Consider the following 17,292-nt stretch of genomic DNA (forward strand, 5'->3'; position numbering starts at 1 on the left):
TCCAGTCAAGATTCGCTGGAGGCCGGTATGAAAACGCCGCCCTGGGGTTCAGGGGCGCGCCTGGATACGGCCGGGTTGGCGGCTCGCGGGTGCCCGGTTAGTGGCTGATGCTGGTTGAAAACAGATTGACGACGAGAACCCCGGTGACGATCATCGTCAGGCCGACGATTGCAGCAAAATCAAGCGTTTGCCTGTACCAGAACCAGCCGACAGCGGCGATCAGCACGATGCCGGCGCCCGACCAGATCGCATAGACGATGCCGACGGGGATGGTCTTGATGGGAATCGACAGAAGATAGAAGGCGGCGCCATAGCCAAGCACACAGATCAGTGACGGCCAGAGCTTCGTGAAGCCGTCAGCCTGTTTGAGGGCCGATGTCGCGACCACTTCGCAGACTATGGCGATAACGAGGTAAAGATATGTCATGTCAAATCACCATTCAGAATCAGTCGGCAAATCATTGATTCGATTCACGCATCGGCCGTGAACAGTAGTGTCATGGCCGATTCCGTGGGTAATTGCAGTTCCAATACCGCCATGGCGATGAAGAATTTTATTAAAAACCGGGTTACCTATATTAATGAGTGGTAAAGATATTGCAGGCCCCGAAGCGATTTCGTGTCATTTGTGCAACAGCGCTCCGCCATAGAGCCGCCACAAGTCGCCTGACCCGACATTCATGGTTGAAACGCGGACGCTGGCGAGTATGGTCGGTCAGGAGGAAGGGCGTTCATCGCATTTCTTCTTGGACTTAGGGGATGGGGACAGGTTGTCCTTCAGCCAAATTGGAATGCCCAGACCCATTTTTAACTTTGACTGGAGGTCAGAAAATGAACATTAAGAGCCTTCTTCTCGGCTCCGCTGCAGCCCTCGTTGCAGTAACCGGCGCACGTGCTGCAGACGCAGTCGTTGTCGCTGAACCAGAGCCCGTCGAATACGTTCGCGTTTGCGACGCTTACGGCGCAGGCTTCTTTTACATTCCGGGGACCGAGACCTGCCTGAAGATCAGCGGCTATCTGCGTTATGATGCGCAGGGTGGCGATGATCCCTACACTGGTATCGACACTGAAACATGGACCAAGCACACTCGTGCAACGCTCCGCTTCGATGCCCGTTCGGAAACCGAACTCGGCACGCTGCGTTCGTACATCGAAACCCGTTTCGATTACACTGCTGGTCGTGAAGGTGAAGACGAAGACGGCTTCAATCCGTCCTACGCTGACCAGACCGAAACTCTGGCCCATGGCTACATCGAACTCGGCGGCTTCCGCGTTGGTGTGACGGACTCGCAGTTCGACACATGGACCGGTTCTGCTGGTAACGTGATCTTCGACGATGTCATCGATTACGGTGGCGGACGTACGAACCAGATCAGCTACACTTTTGCTGGCGGCAATGGCTTCTCGGCTACGGTCGGTCTGGAACAGGGTGATTCCGATCACATCATCGACGACTACATGCCGCACGTTGTTGCTGGTCTGAAGTGGGAGCAGGGTTGGGGCGCAATCTCCGGTGTTGCCGGTTATGACGCTCTTGCCGAAGAATTCGCTGGTAAGATCCGTTTGGACGTGAAGTTCACTGACACAATTTCTGCCTTCATCATGGGTGGTTATCAGTCTGACTTCGACGCAGCCGACGAAGTTAACCAGTTCTACGGCGCTTGGTACGGTGATTGGGCTCTGTGGGGTGGCGCTTCCTTCAAGGTTACCGAGAAGGCTACCATCAACGGTCAGGTTGCTTACGAAGACGAAGGCACAGTCGCTGCTGCTTTGAACGTAGCTTACGAGCTGGTTCCTGGCTTCACGATCACTCCTGAAGTTGCATACACCTCCTTCGACGGCGACCGTGGCGTTGAAGACGATGCAGTTGCGGGTATCATCCGCTTCCAGCGTAACTTCTAATCCTTCACTGGATTGGTTGATTGAGACCCGGCAGCGCGAGCTGCCGGGTTTTCTTTTGCCTACCTTTTGGACGGCACTTCTGCCGCAATGAATCCCTAAAGCAATTCCAGGAAAAGTGTGAAGCGGTTTTCTGTCGGGAATTGCGACAAGACAAAGCGCAAAGCGACACATCGCTGTGTTGAAATGGCAATAAACATTGGGCAAGACTGGAGCAATTCCAGGAAAAGTGTGAAGCGGTTTTCCGTCTGGAATTGCGTAAAAGCAAAGATCAGCCCAAGCAACAGGAAGAGAAGTCCGGAAATATGCACGTCATCAAGAGCTGGTTCTGGCCAGGCGTAATTACCACTGCGCTGCTTACTGCCCTGGCAGGATGGTTTCTCGCCGGGCCGGTCGATCAGCAGCTGACCGATACGGTCAATGCGGCGCTCGAATCGCAAAACGCGTGGGCGAGTGCCGAAGTGGACGGGCGTGATCTGATCCTCAAGGGCATTGCTCCTTCTGAAGAAGCGCTCGCCGAAGCGCTGAAGATTGCCAGGGAAACCTTTGGTGTTCGTGTCGTTGAGAACGCCGCCACGCTTCTTCCCCTGGCGGAGCCATTCTCCTTTGTCGTCACCAAATCCGATGATGGGATTCTGCTTTCCGGCAATGTTCCCTATGGTGACGCCCGTGCAAAGATCCTGGCTGCGGCGGAAACGGCCATGCCCGGCATCGAGATCCTCGACGAAATGGCGGTTGCACGCGGTGAACCGCAAGGATTTTTCGACCTTGCCAATTTTGCCTTGATGCAGGCGGCCCAATTGACCAATGGCGAGGTGGAAGTTTCGGGTGAAACCTATAGTATCAGCGGAACGGCAGCCAATGCTGCCGACTACGAATCCATCAATGCTGCGCTGCGCCTCGCTCTTCCGGGCAATGGCAAACCGGGGGAGATCAAACTGGAGGCACCGGCCAGCGCCAGCAGCAATTAGGTCGTTTGCACGCTCTGAGGGGAAAAGCATGTGGTATCTGCTCAGTCAGCTATGGCTCTTTCTGCTGATAGCTGCTCTTGTTGGCTTCTATGTCGGCTGGTCGACCTATGACGGGATGCGCAGCTGAAACTTGTGGTCCGCTTTTGACACTTGAGTATGTGCGTTACCGCAATGGGTGGACTCAAATGTCAAATTCGTTCCACTGGATCGAAGCGGGATAGGGAACGATGCTTGTATTCATTCTTCAGTCGCTGTTTCTCATTGCTGCAGCCTTCATCGCCGGTGCAATTGTAGGTAGTGTATTCAAAAGGTTCGCCGGAAAACAAGAATCAGTATCTGAGGATTCGACCCGAGCTGCCGATGCCCGCCTGGCGTCACAGGCGGCATTGGGTGTCCCGGCCAATGACGATGTTGCCAAGTCTGCGCGGGAGGCGGCGGCCATGATTCCTCCGGCCGAACCCGTCCCGGCGATCAGCGCGAAAGCGCCGCGCAAGACCACTAGAAGAAGCGCCGCCAAACCGGTGAGGGTACAAAATCCGAGACAGGACGACAGGCACCGCCCGCCCGTATTGAAGTCGGCCCGCCGGGCCAGGCCGGACCAGCTGACCGCGATCGATGGCATTGGCAACGTTATCCAGTCGAAGCTCTTCGAACTCGGTGTCTTCCATCACGATCAGATCGCCGCATGGTCTGCGGAGCAGGCCACGTGGGTCAGCGAGGAGATCGGCTTTCCCGGGCGTGCCCATCGTGAAAATTGGATCAAGCAGGCAGCCGCATTTGCAAAACCGGCGACGAAAGCTGTGAAGACGAAGCCCGCACCAAGGAAAGCAGCCGCGAATCCAGCAACCACGAAGCGGCGTAATTCACAGTCCTAAACCGCCCGCAGATCAACGCCCGCGACAAACGCTGCGATCAACTCCGGCAATCGCGCGGTCTCCAACAGCGGCGCGTGCCCCTGGCCGGCGACGTTGATGACCTGCAGGGCAGGGTGACGGCGCGTCATCTCCTCCACCGTTTCGGGGGCCAGCAGTTTGGTATTCTCCCCGCGGATCAGTAGCAGCGGCAATTCCGCCATCAGATCGAACTGTGCCCATAGATCCGGCAGCTTCTGCGTCAGGTCAACGCTTTCCATCGTCCTTAGAAGGTTCGGATCGTAGTCCGGGACGATGACGCCATTTTCCTCGCGGTATATCGCCCGCGCAAAGCGCTCGCAATCCGCCCTTGTCAGAGCGGGGAAGTCGGGGCCATGCACTGTCCACTGCAGATCCGCCGCCTCGGCCCAGGTCTTCGGCTCGCGCGGGCTCCTTAGATACTGGCTGATCTCGACCAATCCCGGCAGTGCGATCTCCGGACCGATATCATTGAGGATCACACCCGCCAGAAGCTGCGGGGCGATCGCGGCGAGCACATGGGTGATCAGCCCGCCGCGCGAGGTGCCGAGAAACACCGCCCGGTCGATCCTGAGATGCGCAAGTCCCGCAATGATATCGCCCGCCTCGGTGCCGATATTATAATGTGACCACTCGGGGTCATAGGCCGACATGCCGCGCCCGCGATAGTCAAAGCTGATCACCTGGCGTGGTGTTTCCGGGTGAGCAGCAAGCGACAGCGCCAGTTCGTGGAAATCGCGGCTGTTGCGTGTCATGCCCGGCAGGCAGACGAGCGGCAAAGCTTCCGTCTTCTGTGCCGGATCATAGATTCGTGCATAGAGCTTCAATCCATCCGGCGCGTCGTAGGTGACTTCGCGGAACGACCCTGCCAAGCCGATCAACCCCGGCGCCCGGCGGTCAGATCGCTTTCGATCTGCGCTTTTCCGGTAAGCCGCGCCTTGTAGACCTCGTAGTTTTCCATCACCCGCTGCACGTAATTGCGTGTCTCGGTATAGGGAATGCGCTCGATCCAATCGACAACCTCGTCGAGCGGCTTGCCGCGCGGATCGCCATATTTCGCCACCCACTCATTGGCGCGGGTCGGGCCGGCATTGTAGCCGGCAAAGGTAAGCACATACGAACCATCGAACTTCGAGATCTGCTCGCCGAGGAATTTCGCGCCGAGCGTGGCGTTATAGGCCGCATCGGTGGTCAGACGGTCCTTCGAATAGCTCATGCCGGCGCGGGTGGCGACGCCCTTGGCAGTTCCGGGCAAAAGCTGCAGCAGACCGCGTGCGCCGGCGCTGGATACGGCAGCGGGGTTGAACTCGCTTTCCTGGCGGGCGATCGCATAGGCAAGTGCCGTGCCGGAGCCGGAGATATTGGCATTGCCGGGGATAGCGCCGATCGGATGCGACAATGCGCCGACATCGATGCCGCGCTGTGCTGCCGCCTTGCCGACGCGCAGCGCGACGTAGTGATTGTTCTTGCGCTCGGCCATCACCGCCAGCAGCGCCAGCTCACCGGGGCTGTCGAGTTCCTGCGCCAGACTCGTATAGAGCATGGCGGCGCGTGAATCGTAACCCGTGTCCTCGAGCCGCTGGATCGCCCGCACAGCCTCGCGCTGGGCAAAGCGTGCGCGGTCGGCGTCGCTCGGCTTGGGGTAGGGCAGTTGCAGTCCGGATTGTCCGAGCTTCGCCGCCGAAAGCTGGCCATAGAACGTTGTACCGTAGCGCGACGCGCGCGCATAATAGTCACGTGCGCTGCCGCTGCTGCCGGCCTCCGCCGCGCGGCCGAGCCAGTAATAGGCGCGCGACGCCGACATTGGCTTCGACGATATCTCCGCGATCCGGGCAAAATGCCGTTGCGCCGTGTTCGGGTCGTTCATCGCCCGCAGCGCAACCCAGCCCGCGTGAAACTCCGCATCCGCCGCGACGCTCGGCGTCTCGGCGCTGTGCATCGCCGCGATACGGTAAGCGCGCTTGGCGTCGCCAATGTCGAGCAGTTCGCGCGAAAGCACCCGCCGCTCCGTCCACCACGCATCCGGATCGACCAGCGAAGCCGCATCGCGCGGCGCAGTTGCCATCACGTCGGCGGCTTCCCGGAACTTCTCCTGGCGCCGCAAATATTGCGCCTTGGCGAAGATATAGGCGGCATTGCGCGACCACGACCCGTCCACCTGTGCAAGCTTCTTGGCCGAGTCCGGCGACTTCTGTAACACGGCGGCGAACGCCTGGAACAGCGAGTCGGCATTGGCAAGCTTGGCGACGCGCCCGGCGGATTTGACCTTGCCCTCGTAGAGCATGGTCAACATGCGGGTCAGGTGGTCGTCACGCGGGATCACCTGCGAAAACTCCTTGAGGATCATGCTCTCCTGATTGTCGTCCAGCTTTTTCGTGCGCCAGAAGGGCGCGAGAACTTGCCGTGCGCGCGCGGTGCTGCCGCTTGCCACATAGGCGCGGGCAAGGATCACCACGCCTTCCGTCGTCTGCGGCGGCGTGTTGCCGAAGGCGTTGATGACGATGGAAGGGGCGGGGTTCTCCTTATAGAGCGCCCGTTCGGAATTGTTGCGGAAAGTCGCGATGCCCGGCCAGCCCGGCAATTCCGCGGCGGCATGGGCGATCTCCGAACTCGGAACGCCCGGCGCATTGGAAAGACCGATCGCCCAGGTCAGGATATGCCGGTCGAGGGCATTGACCGGCAGACCGTTGCGGATGCCAAGCGCCCGGTTCACATCGCCGGAGGCAATCGCGTCGAGACCGGTCTTCAGGCTACCGGCAATGGCGCTGGGCTTGGCGGGCTTGATGCCCGCCGTGGTCACCGGGTCTGGCCGCGTGACGGCCTGCATCGCAGGACTCACCCGCGTTTGCGTGGCGGCGAAGGGCTTCAGCCCCGGTACCGGAACGGACGCCGAAGGCGTGGACTTCTGGGCATGGGAAGGCAGCGCATCGAGGCCCATTGGCAGCGCAAAGGCCGACGCGAGAAGAACATGACGCAAAACAGAAGTTCTCAGCATAAAACTACCGGTTATGTTGAAGCGGATCGGCGACTTTTTTGAGAATGCAGCTTGATGAGGCAGCTGGTGTGGTTTTCGAGAACCGGAGCGCAGTGGACATTTTCGTCCATGAGCACCGGAGCGGAGAAAATCGCATCAGATGTCCATCAGGGCGCATTCGCATGAAGTCGCTTGGAGGCCCCTGATCCGAAGACAATAGCATAATAATAGCGGACGTATGAAAGCACTCTTAACAAAGGGTTAGCCGAAAGCGTCGAATTTGAGCGGTGAAGGCGTCACCCTCTCCGTCATCCTCGGGTCAAGCCCGAGGATGACGGAGAGGGCAGCGCGTTTCAGTCAAAACCTGAAACGCTCTACTCTGAGAGCCTGCCCAAAGACAACGAGCCGAACTGGCCACCCGCGCCATCGGGCCCGTTCCTCATCACCACGCGGCTCGACTGGCCCAAGCTTGACGCGCTCGATGGCAGCTGGAAGCCGCCACCGATGCAGTGAGTTGCGTAGGAGAGGCCAGCGACACGGATTTGCGCCAACTCCCATCAACGAAATGAAAACCGCGCGGCCTTCGCCGCGCGGGAGGGGTCATCGCGAATGTGCCGGAAGCGCGCTCATGCGCAGCTCGAGGCATCCCTTGGAAGGCCTCATTCCAATTCACCTCAGCCAAATCAATTGGCAATACTGAAATGCTGTGTGCATGCCTCTGTTCAGACGGCGGCTGCTCCATGGCAATCATCGCCCGTGCAGGAAAATTTCGCCCACAATCCTGCATGGGCGGTGATGCGCGAAACGGTGGCCGAATGCAGCCGGCTTCACGCTCGCGAACGCCAGGGATCTGGCGAAATGGACGGGGGTGCTCGTTCCCCGGGGGAGGGACGCGCGCGGAGGAGGCGGCGCGGACAAGTCTTGCCGCCTCCTCCTGAGATCACGCGTGGAACTGCGTCGTGCTCCTGCCGGAACTCGGCGCGGCTGGTTATGTGTCTGGGTGGTATGGGGGAGTTGCGTGGTTCGACTGCTTTGACAACTTCTCCAAAGACGCAATCCGTGGATAAGTCCGGACCTATCCACGGAGGCAGGGGGCACCTCGGCGCACGATGCTATACTTCAACGCGTCGCACTCTATTCTTGAGCGAGCGACATCGTTACTTGTGCATTTTCCGCGTGCAAGAGGCTGGCTTCAACCTGACAATAACGCAAAGTTGCAAGAATTCGGAAAAAGCGTTCTCATATGAACCAGAGCTTAATTGAACGATTGTTTCTTTAATTTTCGTCTGAGATCCGGTTCCAAGGCCGAAATTGGTATGTTTTGCGACGCCAGAACCCCGTTTTGGCAAGCGATTCGTACGAACTCATCCCGAATCTGTACCAACCCTGGCGATTCCTGTCCTGAAATTCACGAATCCGGTACAGGTATCTCAATTTGCGCGGGAATTTTACATGTATCAGGTTGATGAATTTCATCAGGGAAATGAACTTGCTCCATGCGCCTCGCGCGATTATGGTGCGCCACCTCATGACCGGGTAGGTTATGGGCAGGAACATTATCATTTCGGAGTTTCCCATGCTGAAAGGCTCAATCACCGCTCTCGTCACGCCCTTCGATCAGGACGGCGCGTTCGACGAGAAAGCCTTTCGTGGCTTTGTCTCCTGGCAAATAGACAATGGAACCAATGGGTTGGTTCCTGTTGGCACCACGGGCGAGTCTCCGACGCTGTCCCATGCGGAACACAAGCGCGTCGTCGAGGTTTGCATCGAGGAAGCCGCCGGGAGAGTGCCGGTGATTGCGGGCGCTGGCTCCAACAATACGCGTGAAGCCATTGAATTGGCTGAGTTTTCTGAGAAGGCCGGTGCCGATGCCATTCTCGTCGTCACACCCTATTATAACAAGCCGAGCCAGCGCGGTCTCTACGCCCATTACGCGGCGATCGCCCAATCCGTGTCGCTGCCGATCATCATCTATAACATTCCGGGGCGGTCTATCATCGACATGACACCGGAGACGATGGGCCAACTTGCCAATGATTTCAAGAACATAGTGGGCGTCAAAGACGCGACCGGCAAGATCGAACGCGTGTCGGAACAGCGCATCACCTGCGGCAAGGATTTCATCCAGCTCTCCGGCGAGGATGCGACGGCGCTCGGTTTCAACGCCCATGGCGGTCATGGCTGCATCTCGGTGACGTCGAATGTTGCGCCGCGGCTTTGTGCGGAGTTTCAGGCAGCAACGCTCGCCGGTGAATATGACAAGGCATTGTTATTGCAGGATAAATTGATGCCATTGCATAAGGCGATGTTCATCGAACCCAATCCGAGCGGCCCGAAATATGCCTTGGCAAAGCTCGGCAAAATGCAAAATGCCCTGCGTTCTCCGATGGTTAGCGTTGAAGCGGCGACAGCCGAGCGCATCGACCGGGCGATGCGGCATGCCGGTCTGGTCAATTAAGGTTCGGAATCCCATATAAATTGCATGAACAAGCCAAAAACTGCCTCAAAACCCATCACGGTCCGCAAAATCATTGCGGAAAACCGTAAAGCGCGCTTCAATTTCGAGATTCTCGACACGCTGGAGGCTGGCCTCGTGCTGCATGGGACCGAGGTCAAGTCGCTGCGCAACAACCAGTCGAACATTGCCGAGAGCTATGCAAGCCTGGAGAACGGCGAGTTCTGGCTGATCAACTCCTATATTCCGGAGTACCTGCAGGCCAATCGCTTCAATCATGAGCCGCGCCGTCATCGCAAGTTGTTGATTTCAAAGCGGGAAATGTCGCGGCTCGCGCAGTCTGTCGACCGTGAGGGAATGACAGTGGTGCCGCTCAAGCTCTATTTCAACGATCAGGGCAGGGCGAAACTTGAGCTCGCCGTCGCTCGCGGCAAGAAGCTGCATGACAAGCGCGAGACGGAAAAGCAGCGCGACTGGAACCGCGAGAAATCGCGGCTGCTGCGCGATCGCGGCTAGGTTTTATCCAGCGATTCCATCAAGATAGCGTCTCACTTCGGCAAAAACGCCCTTGAACATTGGCTCGGTCAACCGGCCGGTATTGGTGTTGTAGCGCGAACAATGATAGCTCGAAAAGATCCGGACATTGCCGATGTTCGATTGCCCGCCATGGCTGAAGGGAAACTTCGCTACAGGCCGCGCAAAGGCCCGGATCGTCGATTGGTGCGCGATGGTGCCGAGGGTGACGATGGCGCGGAGATTGGCGAACTGCTCGATCGTTGGCGTCAGAAACCGCCGGCAATTGCTGATTTCTCCGCCAACCGGCCTGTTTTCAGGCGGGACACAACGCACGGCATTGGTAATCGCCGCATCGATCAGCTGCAGGCCATCGTCAGGGCGCGCTGCGAACGTGCCGCGTGAAAAACCGTATTCATTCAATGTGCTGTAGAGGAGATCGCCGGCATAGTCGCCGGTGAACGGCCGCCCCGTGCGGTTGGCTCCGCGCAGGCCTGGCGCCAGACCGACAACCAGCAATTGCACCTGATTGATCCCGCCGATCGGCAGGAAGGTGGGCACCGGCGCGTTGTGCCAGCCGGGCTCCTTCACGCGCCATGCCGCGATGAAATCGTGCAGGCGCGTGCAGATCGGGCAGTCGGGAGAGGGCTCGACACTCATGCGCCGGCAGAACAGAGGTCAGTAGTCGACCTGTTCCTCTTCGACGCGGCGCGGTGCGCGCTCGGAAGCTTCACGGCCGATTTCAGCCCGCAGTGACGTCAGATCGATGAAGTGGTCAGCCTGGCGGCGCAGTTCATCGGATATCATTGGCGGCTGGGTCGACAGGGTGGACACGACGCTGACCTTGCGGCCCTTGCGCTGCAGCGCCTCCACCAGCGAGCGGAAGTCACCGTCGCCGGAGAAAATCACAAAATGGTCGACCGTGTCAGTCAATTGCATCGCATCGACAGCAAGTTCGATGTCCATATTGCCCTTGATCTTGCGGCGGCCAGCAGAATCCGTGAATTCTTTGGCTGGCTTTGTCACAACTTTGTATCCATTGTAGTCTAGCCAATCGATCAGCGGACGAATGGAAGAGTATTCTTGGTCTTCAACCAAGGCAGTATAGTAATACGCGCGCAACAAGTAGCCGCGCTTCTGAAAAGCTGCGAGCAATTTCCGATAGTCTATATCGAAACCGAGTACCTTGGAGGCTGCGTAGAGATTTGCACCGTCGATGAACAAGACGATTTTTTCTCGTGGATCAAACATAATAAGGTTCCATTTCAAAAATCTGAGCTTCAATTTCAAATCAGCTTGAAGGTAATAAAGCCCGATCTGAACTTATACGAAAGTAGGATATTTAGTACGTCGGGTTGGAGCAAAAGCCAATACCTTCGTTGAAATTTTGTATACATTTCTGGACAGAAGTGCTCAACATTGCGTGACTACTGCAGCGAAGCTGATGCAGGGCGTCAAAATGCGTCGAGCGCTTTTGCTTGTCTTTTGGACACAACCGCGTTATGTCCGCATTAATCCGCTAATTCAGTAAAAAATGAAAGGGGCAGTTCATGGCCCGCGTAACTGTTGAAGATTGCGTTGACAAGGTTGAGAACCGTTTCGAACTGGTTCTGCTTGCCAGTCATCGTGCGCGCCTGATTTCGCAAGGTGCAGCGATCACCATCGATCGCGACAATGACAAGAATCCTGTAGTGGCGCTGCGCGAAATCGCGGAAGAGACCCTGTCTCCCGGTGACCTCAAGGAAGATCTGATCCATTCGCTGCAGAAGCATGTGGAAGTCGACGAGCCGGAAGCAGTTGCTGTTCCGCAGGTGACCGCTGGTGACAGCGATATCACTGAAACTGCCGATATGGATGCTGATGACAATGTCTCCTTCGATTCGATGTCGGAAGAAGAGCTGTTGGCCGGTATCGAAGGCCTGGTGGCCCCGGAAAAAAGCGACGACTACTAAAATCAAACGTCGCGCCTCACGCGCGATAAATAGCCGATCAGGCTTTTGATGCGTCGCAGTTTCTGCGGCGCATTATTTTTGCGGCTTAGTAACGCAATTACAATATAGGCGAATGAGAATTACCATATAGGCGAATAACAATTCAATTTGTGACCAACTTTCTGTGTGTGTGTGTGAATCCGGAGGCCCCCGCCCATGATGCGTCAGTATGAGCTTGTCGAGCGTGTTCAGCGTTACAAGCCTGACGTCAATGAGGCACTTCTCAACAAGGCCTACGTCTACGCCATGCAAAAGCATGGGCATCAAAAGCGCGCGTCGGGCGATCCCTATTTCTCGCATCCCCTTGAAGTCGCCGCGATTCTCACGGACATGCATCTTGACGAGGCGACCATCGCGATTGCCCTGCTGCATGATACGATCGAGGATACTTCGGCCACGCGCCAGGAAATCGATACGCTGTTCGGGCCTGATATTGGCAAGCTCGTTGAAGGACTGACCAAGCTCAAGAAACTCGATCTGGTTTCGAAAAAGGCCGTTCAGGCCGAGAATCTGCGCAAACTGCTATTGGCAATTTCTGATGATGTGCGCGTCCTGCTGGTCAAGCTCGCCGACCGCCTGCACAACATGCGCACGCTCCACCACGTGCCCGAAGACAAGCGGCTGCGCATCTCGGAAGAGACGATGGATATTTATGCGCCGCTCGCCGGGCGCATGGGCATGCAGGACATGCGCGAGGAGCTGGAGCAGCTCGCATTCCGTTACATTAACCCTGAAGCCTTCAACGCAGTCACCAACCGGCTCGCGGAATTGATGGAGAAGAACAAGGCGACGCTGAAGCAGATCGAAACCGACCTTTCCAGCTTGTTCGAAAAACACGGCGTCAAGGCCAGTGTTAAAAGCCGGCAGAAGAAGGCATGGTCGGTGTTCCGCAAGATGGAAAGCAAGGGCCTCTCCTTCGAGCAGTTGTCGGACATATTCGGGTTTCGGGTCGTCGTGGATACGGTTGCCGATTGCTACAACGCTCTCGGTATCATTCACACGACCTGGTCGATGGTTCCGGGACGGTTCAAGGACTATATCTCGACACCGAAGCAGAACGATTACCGTTCAATTCACACAACCATCGTTGGGCCATCGCGCCAGCGCGTCGAACTACAGATACGCACGCGTGAAATGAACGACATTGCCGAATATGGCGTGGCTGCCCATTCGATCTACAAAGATCGCGGCAGCGCACAGAATCCGCATGTGATTTCAACGGAAACCAATGCCTATGCATGGTTGCGGCAGACGATCGAAGCTTTGGCCGAAGGTGATAATCCGGAAGAGTTCCTTGAGCACACGAAGCTCGAACTGTTCCAGGATCAGGTCTTCTGCTTTACGCCAAAGGGCCGCTTGATCGCTCTGCCGCGCGGCGCGACGCCGATTGATTTCGCCTATGCAGTGCACACCAACATCGGTGACAGCTGCGTCGGTGCCAAGGTCAATGGCCGCATCATGCCGCTCATGACCGAACTGCATAATGGCGATGAGGTGGAGATCATCCGCTCCAAGGCGCAGACACCGCCGGCCGCCTGGGAATCGATTGTCGTCACCGGCAAGGCGCGTGCCGCGATCCGTCGTGCTACCCGTCTTGCCGTGCGCAAGCAATATTCCGGGCTCGGGACGCAGATCCTGGAGCGGGCGTTTGAGCGGGCAGGGAAAGTGTACTCCCGCGATGAATTGAAGAAAGGCCTGCCGCGTCTTGCACGCAAGGAGCTTGATGATGTTCTGGCTGCGGTTGGCCGCGGCGAATTGCCGTCATCGGATGTGATGAAGGCCGTCTATCCCGAATATCAGGACGCCAAGCCGAAGCCGAGCCCCAGCGAGCGCGAGGAGGGCTGGGTGAATTTCCGCAACACGTCAGGCATGATCTTCAAGATGCCTGAGGGCGGGGAAGCCGCCGGCTTTGAACCCGGCGGCCCGAATGCCCTGCCGATCCGCGGTGCCAGTCCCGATATGCCCGTGCATTTCTCGCCGGAAGGTGCTGTACCCGGTGATCGGATCGTCGGCATTCTTCAGCCCGGCGCGGGCATGACCATCTACCCCATCCAGTCCTCGGCCCTGATGGCCTATGACGATCAGCCTGAACGCTGGATTGATGTGCGCTGGGATATCGATGAGAGCCGGCGCGACCGCTTTCCGGCGCGGATCAGTATCTCAGCAATCAATGCGCCTGGTTCATTGGCGGAAATTGCGCAGATCATTGCCGAGAATGAAACCAATATTCACAATCTCTCGATGGTTCGCACAGCGCCGGATTTCACGCAGATGATCGTCGACCTGGAAGTGTGGAACCTGAAACATCTCAATCGGATATTATCGAAACTTAAAGAGAGCAAATGTGTCAGCGATGCGCAGCGCGTCAATGGATAGGGGATCTGTATGAATACCAATGAAGTTCTCGATGTTTTTCGTGAGGCAGGCGCCGTCCTCGAAGGGCACTTTATCCTGACGTCAGGACTACGGAGCCCGGTCTTTCTACAGAAGGCACGCGTGTTCATGCATGCCGACAAGACGGAACGTGTTTGCCGCGGCCTTGCCGATAAGATCAGAGACGCCGGCCTCGGCCACATTGACTACGTGGTTGGCCCGGCGATCGGCGGCATCATTCCTGCCTATGAGACATCGCGGCATCTTGGTGTGCCAGCGATCTGGGTCGAGCGGGAGAATGGCATCTTCAAGCTTCGCCGGTTTGAAATTGCCAAGGGCGCGCGTGTGGTCATCGTCGAAGACATCGTGACGACGGGGCTATCGATACGCGAAACCGTCACCTGTCTGCAGGAATTGGGCGCCAATGTGCTGGCAGCCGCCTGCATCATCGACAGGTCCGCAGGGAAAAGTGACGTCGGCGTGCCGCTGATCGCACTGGCGGAATATGAAGTGCCGGCTTATCCTGCAGACAAACTTCCGCCGGAACTTGCCGCAATTCCGCCCGTTAAGCCCGGTAGTCGCAACATTTGATCCAATGGAACGTACCGCGCGCAATTCGCCCTGCACGCTGGTATTGAAGGACTTGCATAGAAATGCTCTTCAGACGGCGTAAACTCCCGGGCATTCGTGAGCGGCTGCGTATTGCACTGTGGCCGCGCCGTTCTGTTGGCAGGTCCTTGCGTTACTTCGGCAAGCGGGTCTTGCGGTTGCGAGCGACGCCACACGCAATCGCTGCCGGCTTCGCTTGCGGGATATTTGCTGCCTTCATTCCTTTACTCGGTATTCATATCGCTGTGGCCGTGACGGTCGCCTGGCTGATCGGAGGAAATTTTGCTGCAGCCATTATCGGCACTACCCTGGGCAACCCGCTGATTTTGCCCTTCATCTGGGCCGCGACACTGGAAGCTGGTAGCTTCGTCATGACAGGCAGCCTGAGCGCAGATCCGCTGCCGCATCATCTCGGTTCCATGCTTCGTCATTTGGATTTCGCGGTTCTGTGGGGGCCGCTGATCAAGCCCATGTTGATTGGTGCTGTGCCGCTCGGTCTCGCCGCGGCGCTCCTTGTTTATTTTCCCGTTCGCTGGGCAGCCACCAGCTTTCAAGACCGGCGCAAATCCGGGTTTCGGCTTGAGAAAGTCGCCGAACCAACATGATCATCGGAATTGGCAGCGATTTGATCGACATCAGGCGTATTGAAAAGACGCTTGAACGTCATGGCCAACGCTTCATCGACCGGGTTTATACGCCTGTCGAACAGGCAAAATCGGAACGCAGAAAGCAGCGTGCGGCTTCTTATGCCAAGCGCTTTGCCGCGAAGGAAGCCTGCGCCAAGGCACTTGGCACCGGCCTGGCCCAAGGAGTTTTCTGGCGCGACATGGGTGTAGTCAACCTGCCGAGTGGCGCTCCGACCATGCGGCTTACCAATGGCGCGGCAGAACGCCTGAACGCAATCATTCCCTCCGGCTATGCCTCCCGAATCCACCTGACGATCACTGATGATTTTCCGCTCGCACAAGCATTCGTGATCATCGAAGCAGTCAAGATCGAAGAATAGCCGCATTCAAGCGGCATTCAGCGCGACTAAGTGGCATTGCTCCCCGAGCCTTCAACGGTTATGAGGGGGCACATTTTGGTTTTTGGAGATATGAGACACGTGAGCGACAAAGCTGTTGTGAAGAATTCTGGTGGTCTTGGCGAGACGATCAGCGTTATCGTGCAGGCGTTGCTGCTCGCACTGGTCATCCGGACATTGTTGTTCCAGCCATTCAATATCCCGTCCGGTTCCATGCGACCGACGCTGCTGGAGGGCGATTACCTTTTCGTGTCCAAATTCTCCTACGGCTATTCGAAATATTCGATTCCATTTGCACCTGACCTCTTTTCGGGCCGCATCTGGGGCGGCGAGCCGAAGCGCGGTGACATTGCCGTCTTCCGCAAGCCGAATGATACATCGCTGGATTTCATCAAGCGTGTCATTGGCCTCCCCGGCGACAAGATTCAGATGCGCGACGGCGTCCTTTACATCAATGACGTCGCTGTGCCGCGCGAGAAAGTCGGTCAGATCGACAACTCCGACGTGACCGAAGTCAACCGCCCGGTCGATGTTTATCGCGAAACCCTGCCGAACGGGATCACCTACGACACGCTTGACCTGACGCAAAACGGCCTCGGCGATGACACCAGGGAATTCGTTGTACCGGCAGGTCACTATTTCATGATGGGTGACAACCGCGACAACTCCAGCGACAGCCGTTTTGACGTTGGCTACGTGCCGCTCGAAAACTTTATCGGTCGCGCCAACATCATCTTCTTCTCAATCGCCGGTAAGGCGAGCCCGCTCGAACTCTGGCGCTGGCCTTCGGAATTGCGCTTCGACCGCTTGTTGCACAGCGTCAACGGCGCACCGGACTCAGTGCAAAGCAATTGATGGGCCAATGACGCTGTCCGCCGACGCCGTTCGCAGACTGGAAGAAAAGACGAGGCACACATTTCGCGATCTCGGCCGTCTGGAGCGTGCGCTTACCCATGCAAGTGCGCGTCCTTCGGCAGGATCCGACTATGAGCGTCTCGAATTTTTGGGCGACCGTGTTCTTGGCCTGGTCATCGCAGAGCTGCTCTTTCGGGCCTATCCGACCGCCAGCGAAGGCGAATTGTCATTGCGGCTTAACTCGCTCGTCAATGCAGATACTTGTGCTGCCGTTGCTGATGAAATCGGCCTGCACGAATTCATTCGCACCGGTTCCGACGTGAAGGGACTGGCGGACAAGCGTCTCAAGAGCTTGCGCGCCGATGTCGTTGAATCGCTGATCGCCACGATTTATCTGGACGGCGGGCTGGAAGCGGCGCAACCTTTCATTGAACGCTACTGGAACGCCCGCTCGCGCGAAATCAATTCCGCGCAGCGCGATCCGAAAACAGAATTGCAGGAATGGGCGCATCAGCAGAATGGTGCACAGCCCCAATACACCGTTGTCGACCGCACCGGCCCGGACCATGATCCGCAGTTTACGGTGAAGGTCGATGTCAAAGGCTTCGAACCGGCCACCGGAATGGGGCGTTCGAAGCGGATCGCCGAGCAGGAAGCTGCCGTCGCATTGCTTTATCGTGAAGGCGTCCGTCAGAAGGCGCAGGAAGAAGACATGAAATGACCGACCAGGAACAGACG

At 57.4% G+C, this 17,292-nt stretch carries 17 protein-coding genes; 12 read left to right on the plus strand and 5 right to left on the minus strand.

Annotation, left to right across the window (positions count from 1 at the left end; translation table 11 throughout):
* Window positions 1-97 precede the first annotated feature (97 nt).
* A complete protein-coding gene (locus CU102_RS15305; RefSeq protein WP_106711976.1) occupies window positions 98-427 on the minus strand; it encodes a DMT family transporter in 330 nt (109 codons plus the stop codon).
* A gap of 404 nt (window positions 428-831) precedes the next feature.
* Here CU102_RS15305 and CU102_RS15310 point away from each other — a divergent pair, with 404 nt between their 5' ends.
* The 3 genes from CU102_RS15310 to CU102_RS15325 all read left to right on the plus strand — a co-directional run bounded on the left by CU102_RS15310 (window position 832) and on the right by CU102_RS15325 (window position 3,745).
* Complete coding sequence (locus CU102_RS15310; protein ID WP_106711977.1) at window positions 832-1,902, plus strand: porin; 1,071 nt, start codon at window positions 832-834, stop codon at window positions 1,900-1,902.
* 302 nt (window positions 1,903-2,204) lie between these two features.
* Entirely contained in the window at window positions 2,205-2,870 is a 666-nt protein-coding gene (locus tag CU102_RS15320) for a BON domain-containing protein (protein ID WP_106711979.1), read from the plus strand.
* A 227-nt stretch (window positions 2,871-3,097) separates the two neighbouring features.
* Window positions 3,098-3,745, plus strand: a complete 648-nt coding sequence (locus CU102_RS15325; protein WP_106711980.1) for an NADH-quinone oxidoreductase subunit E — start codon at window positions 3,098-3,100, stop codon at window positions 3,743-3,745.
* On the opposite strand, the gene CU102_RS15330 is transcribed toward CU102_RS15325, so the two are convergent.
* Both CU102_RS15330 and CU102_RS15335 read right to left on the minus strand, forming a co-directional pair.
* Window positions 3,742-4,632 (minus strand): alpha/beta fold hydrolase, encoded by an 891-nt coding sequence (locus CU102_RS15330; RefSeq protein WP_106712129.1) that lies wholly within the window; start codon window positions 4,630-4,632, stop codon window positions 3,742-3,744. The genes CU102_RS15325 and CU102_RS15330 overlap by 4 nt on opposite strands.
* 5 nt (window positions 4,633-4,637) lie before the next feature.
* On the minus strand, window positions 4,638-6,698 hold the full coding sequence (locus CU102_RS15335) for a lytic transglycosylase domain-containing protein (protein WP_245425364.1): 2,061 nt from the start codon (window positions 6,696-6,698) through the stop codon (window positions 4,638-4,640).
* A gap of 1,612 nt (window positions 6,699-8,310) precedes the next feature.
* Here CU102_RS15335 and dapA point away from each other — a divergent pair.
* Both dapA and smpB read left to right on the plus strand, forming a co-directional pair.
* A complete protein-coding gene (dapA, locus tag CU102_RS15345) occupies window positions 8,311-9,192 on the plus strand; it encodes a 4-hydroxy-tetrahydrodipicolinate synthase (protein ID WP_106711983.1) in 882 nt (293 codons plus the stop codon).
* 24 nt (window positions 9,193-9,216) lie between these two features.
* Window positions 9,217-9,705, plus strand: a complete 489-nt coding sequence (gene smpB, locus CU102_RS15350; protein WP_106711984.1) for an SsrA-binding protein SmpB — start codon at window positions 9,217-9,219, stop codon at window positions 9,703-9,705.
* 3 nt (window positions 9,706-9,708) lie between these two features.
* Here smpB and CU102_RS15355 read toward each other — a convergent pair whose 3' ends face one another.
* A complete protein-coding gene (locus tag CU102_RS15355; RefSeq protein WP_106711985.1) occupies window positions 9,709-10,362 on the minus strand; it encodes a uracil-DNA glycosylase in 654 nt (217 codons plus the stop codon).
* An 18-nt stretch (window positions 10,363-10,380) separates the two neighbouring features.
* On the minus strand, window positions 10,381-10,953 hold the full coding sequence (locus CU102_RS15360) for a LabA-like NYN domain-containing protein (protein WP_106711986.1): 573 nt from the start codon (window positions 10,951-10,953) through the stop codon (window positions 10,381-10,383).
* A 299-nt stretch (window positions 10,954-11,252) separates the two neighbouring features.
* Here CU102_RS15360 and rpoZ point away from each other — a divergent pair, with 299 nt between their 5' ends.
* From rpoZ to rnc, 7 genes are all read left to right on the plus strand, one after another.
* Entirely contained in the window at window positions 11,253-11,654 is a 402-nt protein-coding gene (gene rpoZ, locus CU102_RS15365; protein ID WP_106711987.1) for a DNA-directed RNA polymerase subunit omega, read from the plus strand.
* A gap of 195 nt (window positions 11,655-11,849) precedes the next feature.
* Window positions 11,850-14,069, plus strand: coding sequence for a RelA/SpoT family protein (locus CU102_RS15370; protein ID WP_106711988.1), 2,220 nt, complete (start codon window positions 11,850-11,852; stop codon window positions 14,067-14,069).
* 9 nt (window positions 14,070-14,078) lie between these two features.
* The gene (gene pyrE / locus CU102_RS15375) at window positions 14,079-14,657 is read left to right on the plus strand and encodes an orotate phosphoribosyltransferase (RefSeq protein WP_106711989.1); all 579 of its coding nucleotides are present in this window, start codon (window positions 14,079-14,081) and stop codon (window positions 14,655-14,657) included.
* Between the two features lie 62 nt (window positions 14,658-14,719).
* The gene (locus CU102_RS15380; protein ID WP_106711990.1) at window positions 14,720-15,280 is read left to right on the plus strand and encodes a DUF2062 domain-containing protein; all 561 of its coding nucleotides are present in this window, start codon (window positions 14,720-14,722) and stop codon (window positions 15,278-15,280) included.
* A complete protein-coding gene (gene acpS, locus CU102_RS15385; protein WP_106711991.1) occupies window positions 15,277-15,681 on the plus strand; it encodes a holo-ACP synthase in 405 nt (134 codons plus the stop codon). Before CU102_RS15380 ends, acpS begins: the two co-directional genes overlap by 4 nt.
* Window positions 15,682-15,771: 90 nt before the next feature.
* Entirely contained in the window at window positions 15,772-16,554 is a 783-nt protein-coding gene (gene lepB, locus CU102_RS15390; protein ID WP_106711992.1) for a signal peptidase I, read from the plus strand.
* Between the two features lie 7 nt (window positions 16,555-16,561).
* Window positions 16,562-17,275 (plus strand): ribonuclease III, encoded by a 714-nt coding sequence (rnc, locus tag CU102_RS15395; RefSeq protein ID WP_106711993.1) that lies wholly within the window; start codon window positions 16,562-16,564, stop codon window positions 17,273-17,275.
* Window positions 17,276-17,292: the final 17 nt, after the last annotated feature.

This window comes from Phyllobacterium brassicacearum, assembly GCF_003010955.1.
GTDB classification, from domain to species: Bacteria; Pseudomonadota; Alphaproteobacteria; order Rhizobiales; family Rhizobiaceae; genus Phyllobacterium; species Phyllobacterium brassicacearum.

Excerpts from the sequence above, each read along its gene's own strand:
- CU102_RS15305 (WP_106711976.1), bottom strand. The coding sequence starts at position 427 with ATGACATATCTTTACCTCGTTATCGCCATAGTCTGCGAAGTGGTCGCG.
- CU102_RS15310 (WP_106711977.1), top strand. The coding sequence starts at position 832 with ATGAACATTAAGAGCCTTCTTCTCGGCTCCGCTGCAGCCCTCGTTGCA.
- CU102_RS15320 (WP_106711979.1), top strand. The coding sequence starts at position 2,205 with ATGCACGTCATCAAGAGCTGGTTCTGGCCAGGCGTAATTACCACTGCG.
- CU102_RS15325 (WP_106711980.1), top strand. The coding sequence starts at position 3,098 with ATGCTTGTATTCATTCTTCAGTCGCTGTTTCTCATTGCTGCAGCCTTC.
- CU102_RS15335 (WP_245425364.1), bottom strand. The coding sequence starts at position 6,698 with ATGGGCCTCGATGCGCTGCCTTCCCATGCCCAGAAGTCCACGCCTTCG.
- dapA (WP_106711983.1), top strand. The coding sequence starts at position 8,311 with ATGCTGAAAGGCTCAATCACCGCTCTCGTCACGCCCTTCGATCAGGAC.
- smpB (WP_106711984.1), top strand. The coding sequence starts at position 9,217 with ATGAACAAGCCAAAAACTGCCTCAAAACCCATCACGGTCCGCAAAATC.
- CU102_RS15355 (WP_106711985.1), bottom strand. The coding sequence starts at position 10,362 with ATGAGTGTCGAGCCCTCTCCCGACTGCCCGATCTGCACGCGCCTGCAC.
- CU102_RS15360 (WP_106711986.1), bottom strand. The coding sequence starts at position 10,953 with ATGTTTGATCCACGAGAAAAAATCGTCTTGTTCATCGACGGTGCAAAT.
- rpoZ (WP_106711987.1), top strand. The coding sequence starts at position 11,253 with ATGGCCCGCGTAACTGTTGAAGATTGCGTTGACAAGGTTGAGAACCGT.
- CU102_RS15370 (WP_106711988.1), top strand. The coding sequence starts at position 11,850 with ATGATGCGTCAGTATGAGCTTGTCGAGCGTGTTCAGCGTTACAAGCCT.
- pyrE (WP_106711989.1), top strand. The coding sequence starts at position 14,079 with ATGAATACCAATGAAGTTCTCGATGTTTTTCGTGAGGCAGGCGCCGTC.
- CU102_RS15380 (WP_106711990.1), top strand. The coding sequence starts at position 14,720 with ATGCTCTTCAGACGGCGTAAACTCCCGGGCATTCGTGAGCGGCTGCGT.
- acpS (WP_106711991.1), top strand. The coding sequence starts at position 15,277 with ATGATCATCGGAATTGGCAGCGATTTGATCGACATCAGGCGTATTGAA.
- lepB (WP_106711992.1), top strand. The coding sequence starts at position 15,772 with ATGAGACACGTGAGCGACAAAGCTGTTGTGAAGAATTCTGGTGGTCTT.
- rnc (WP_106711993.1), top strand. The coding sequence starts at position 16,562 with ATGACGCTGTCCGCCGACGCCGTTCGCAGACTGGAAGAAAAGACGAGG.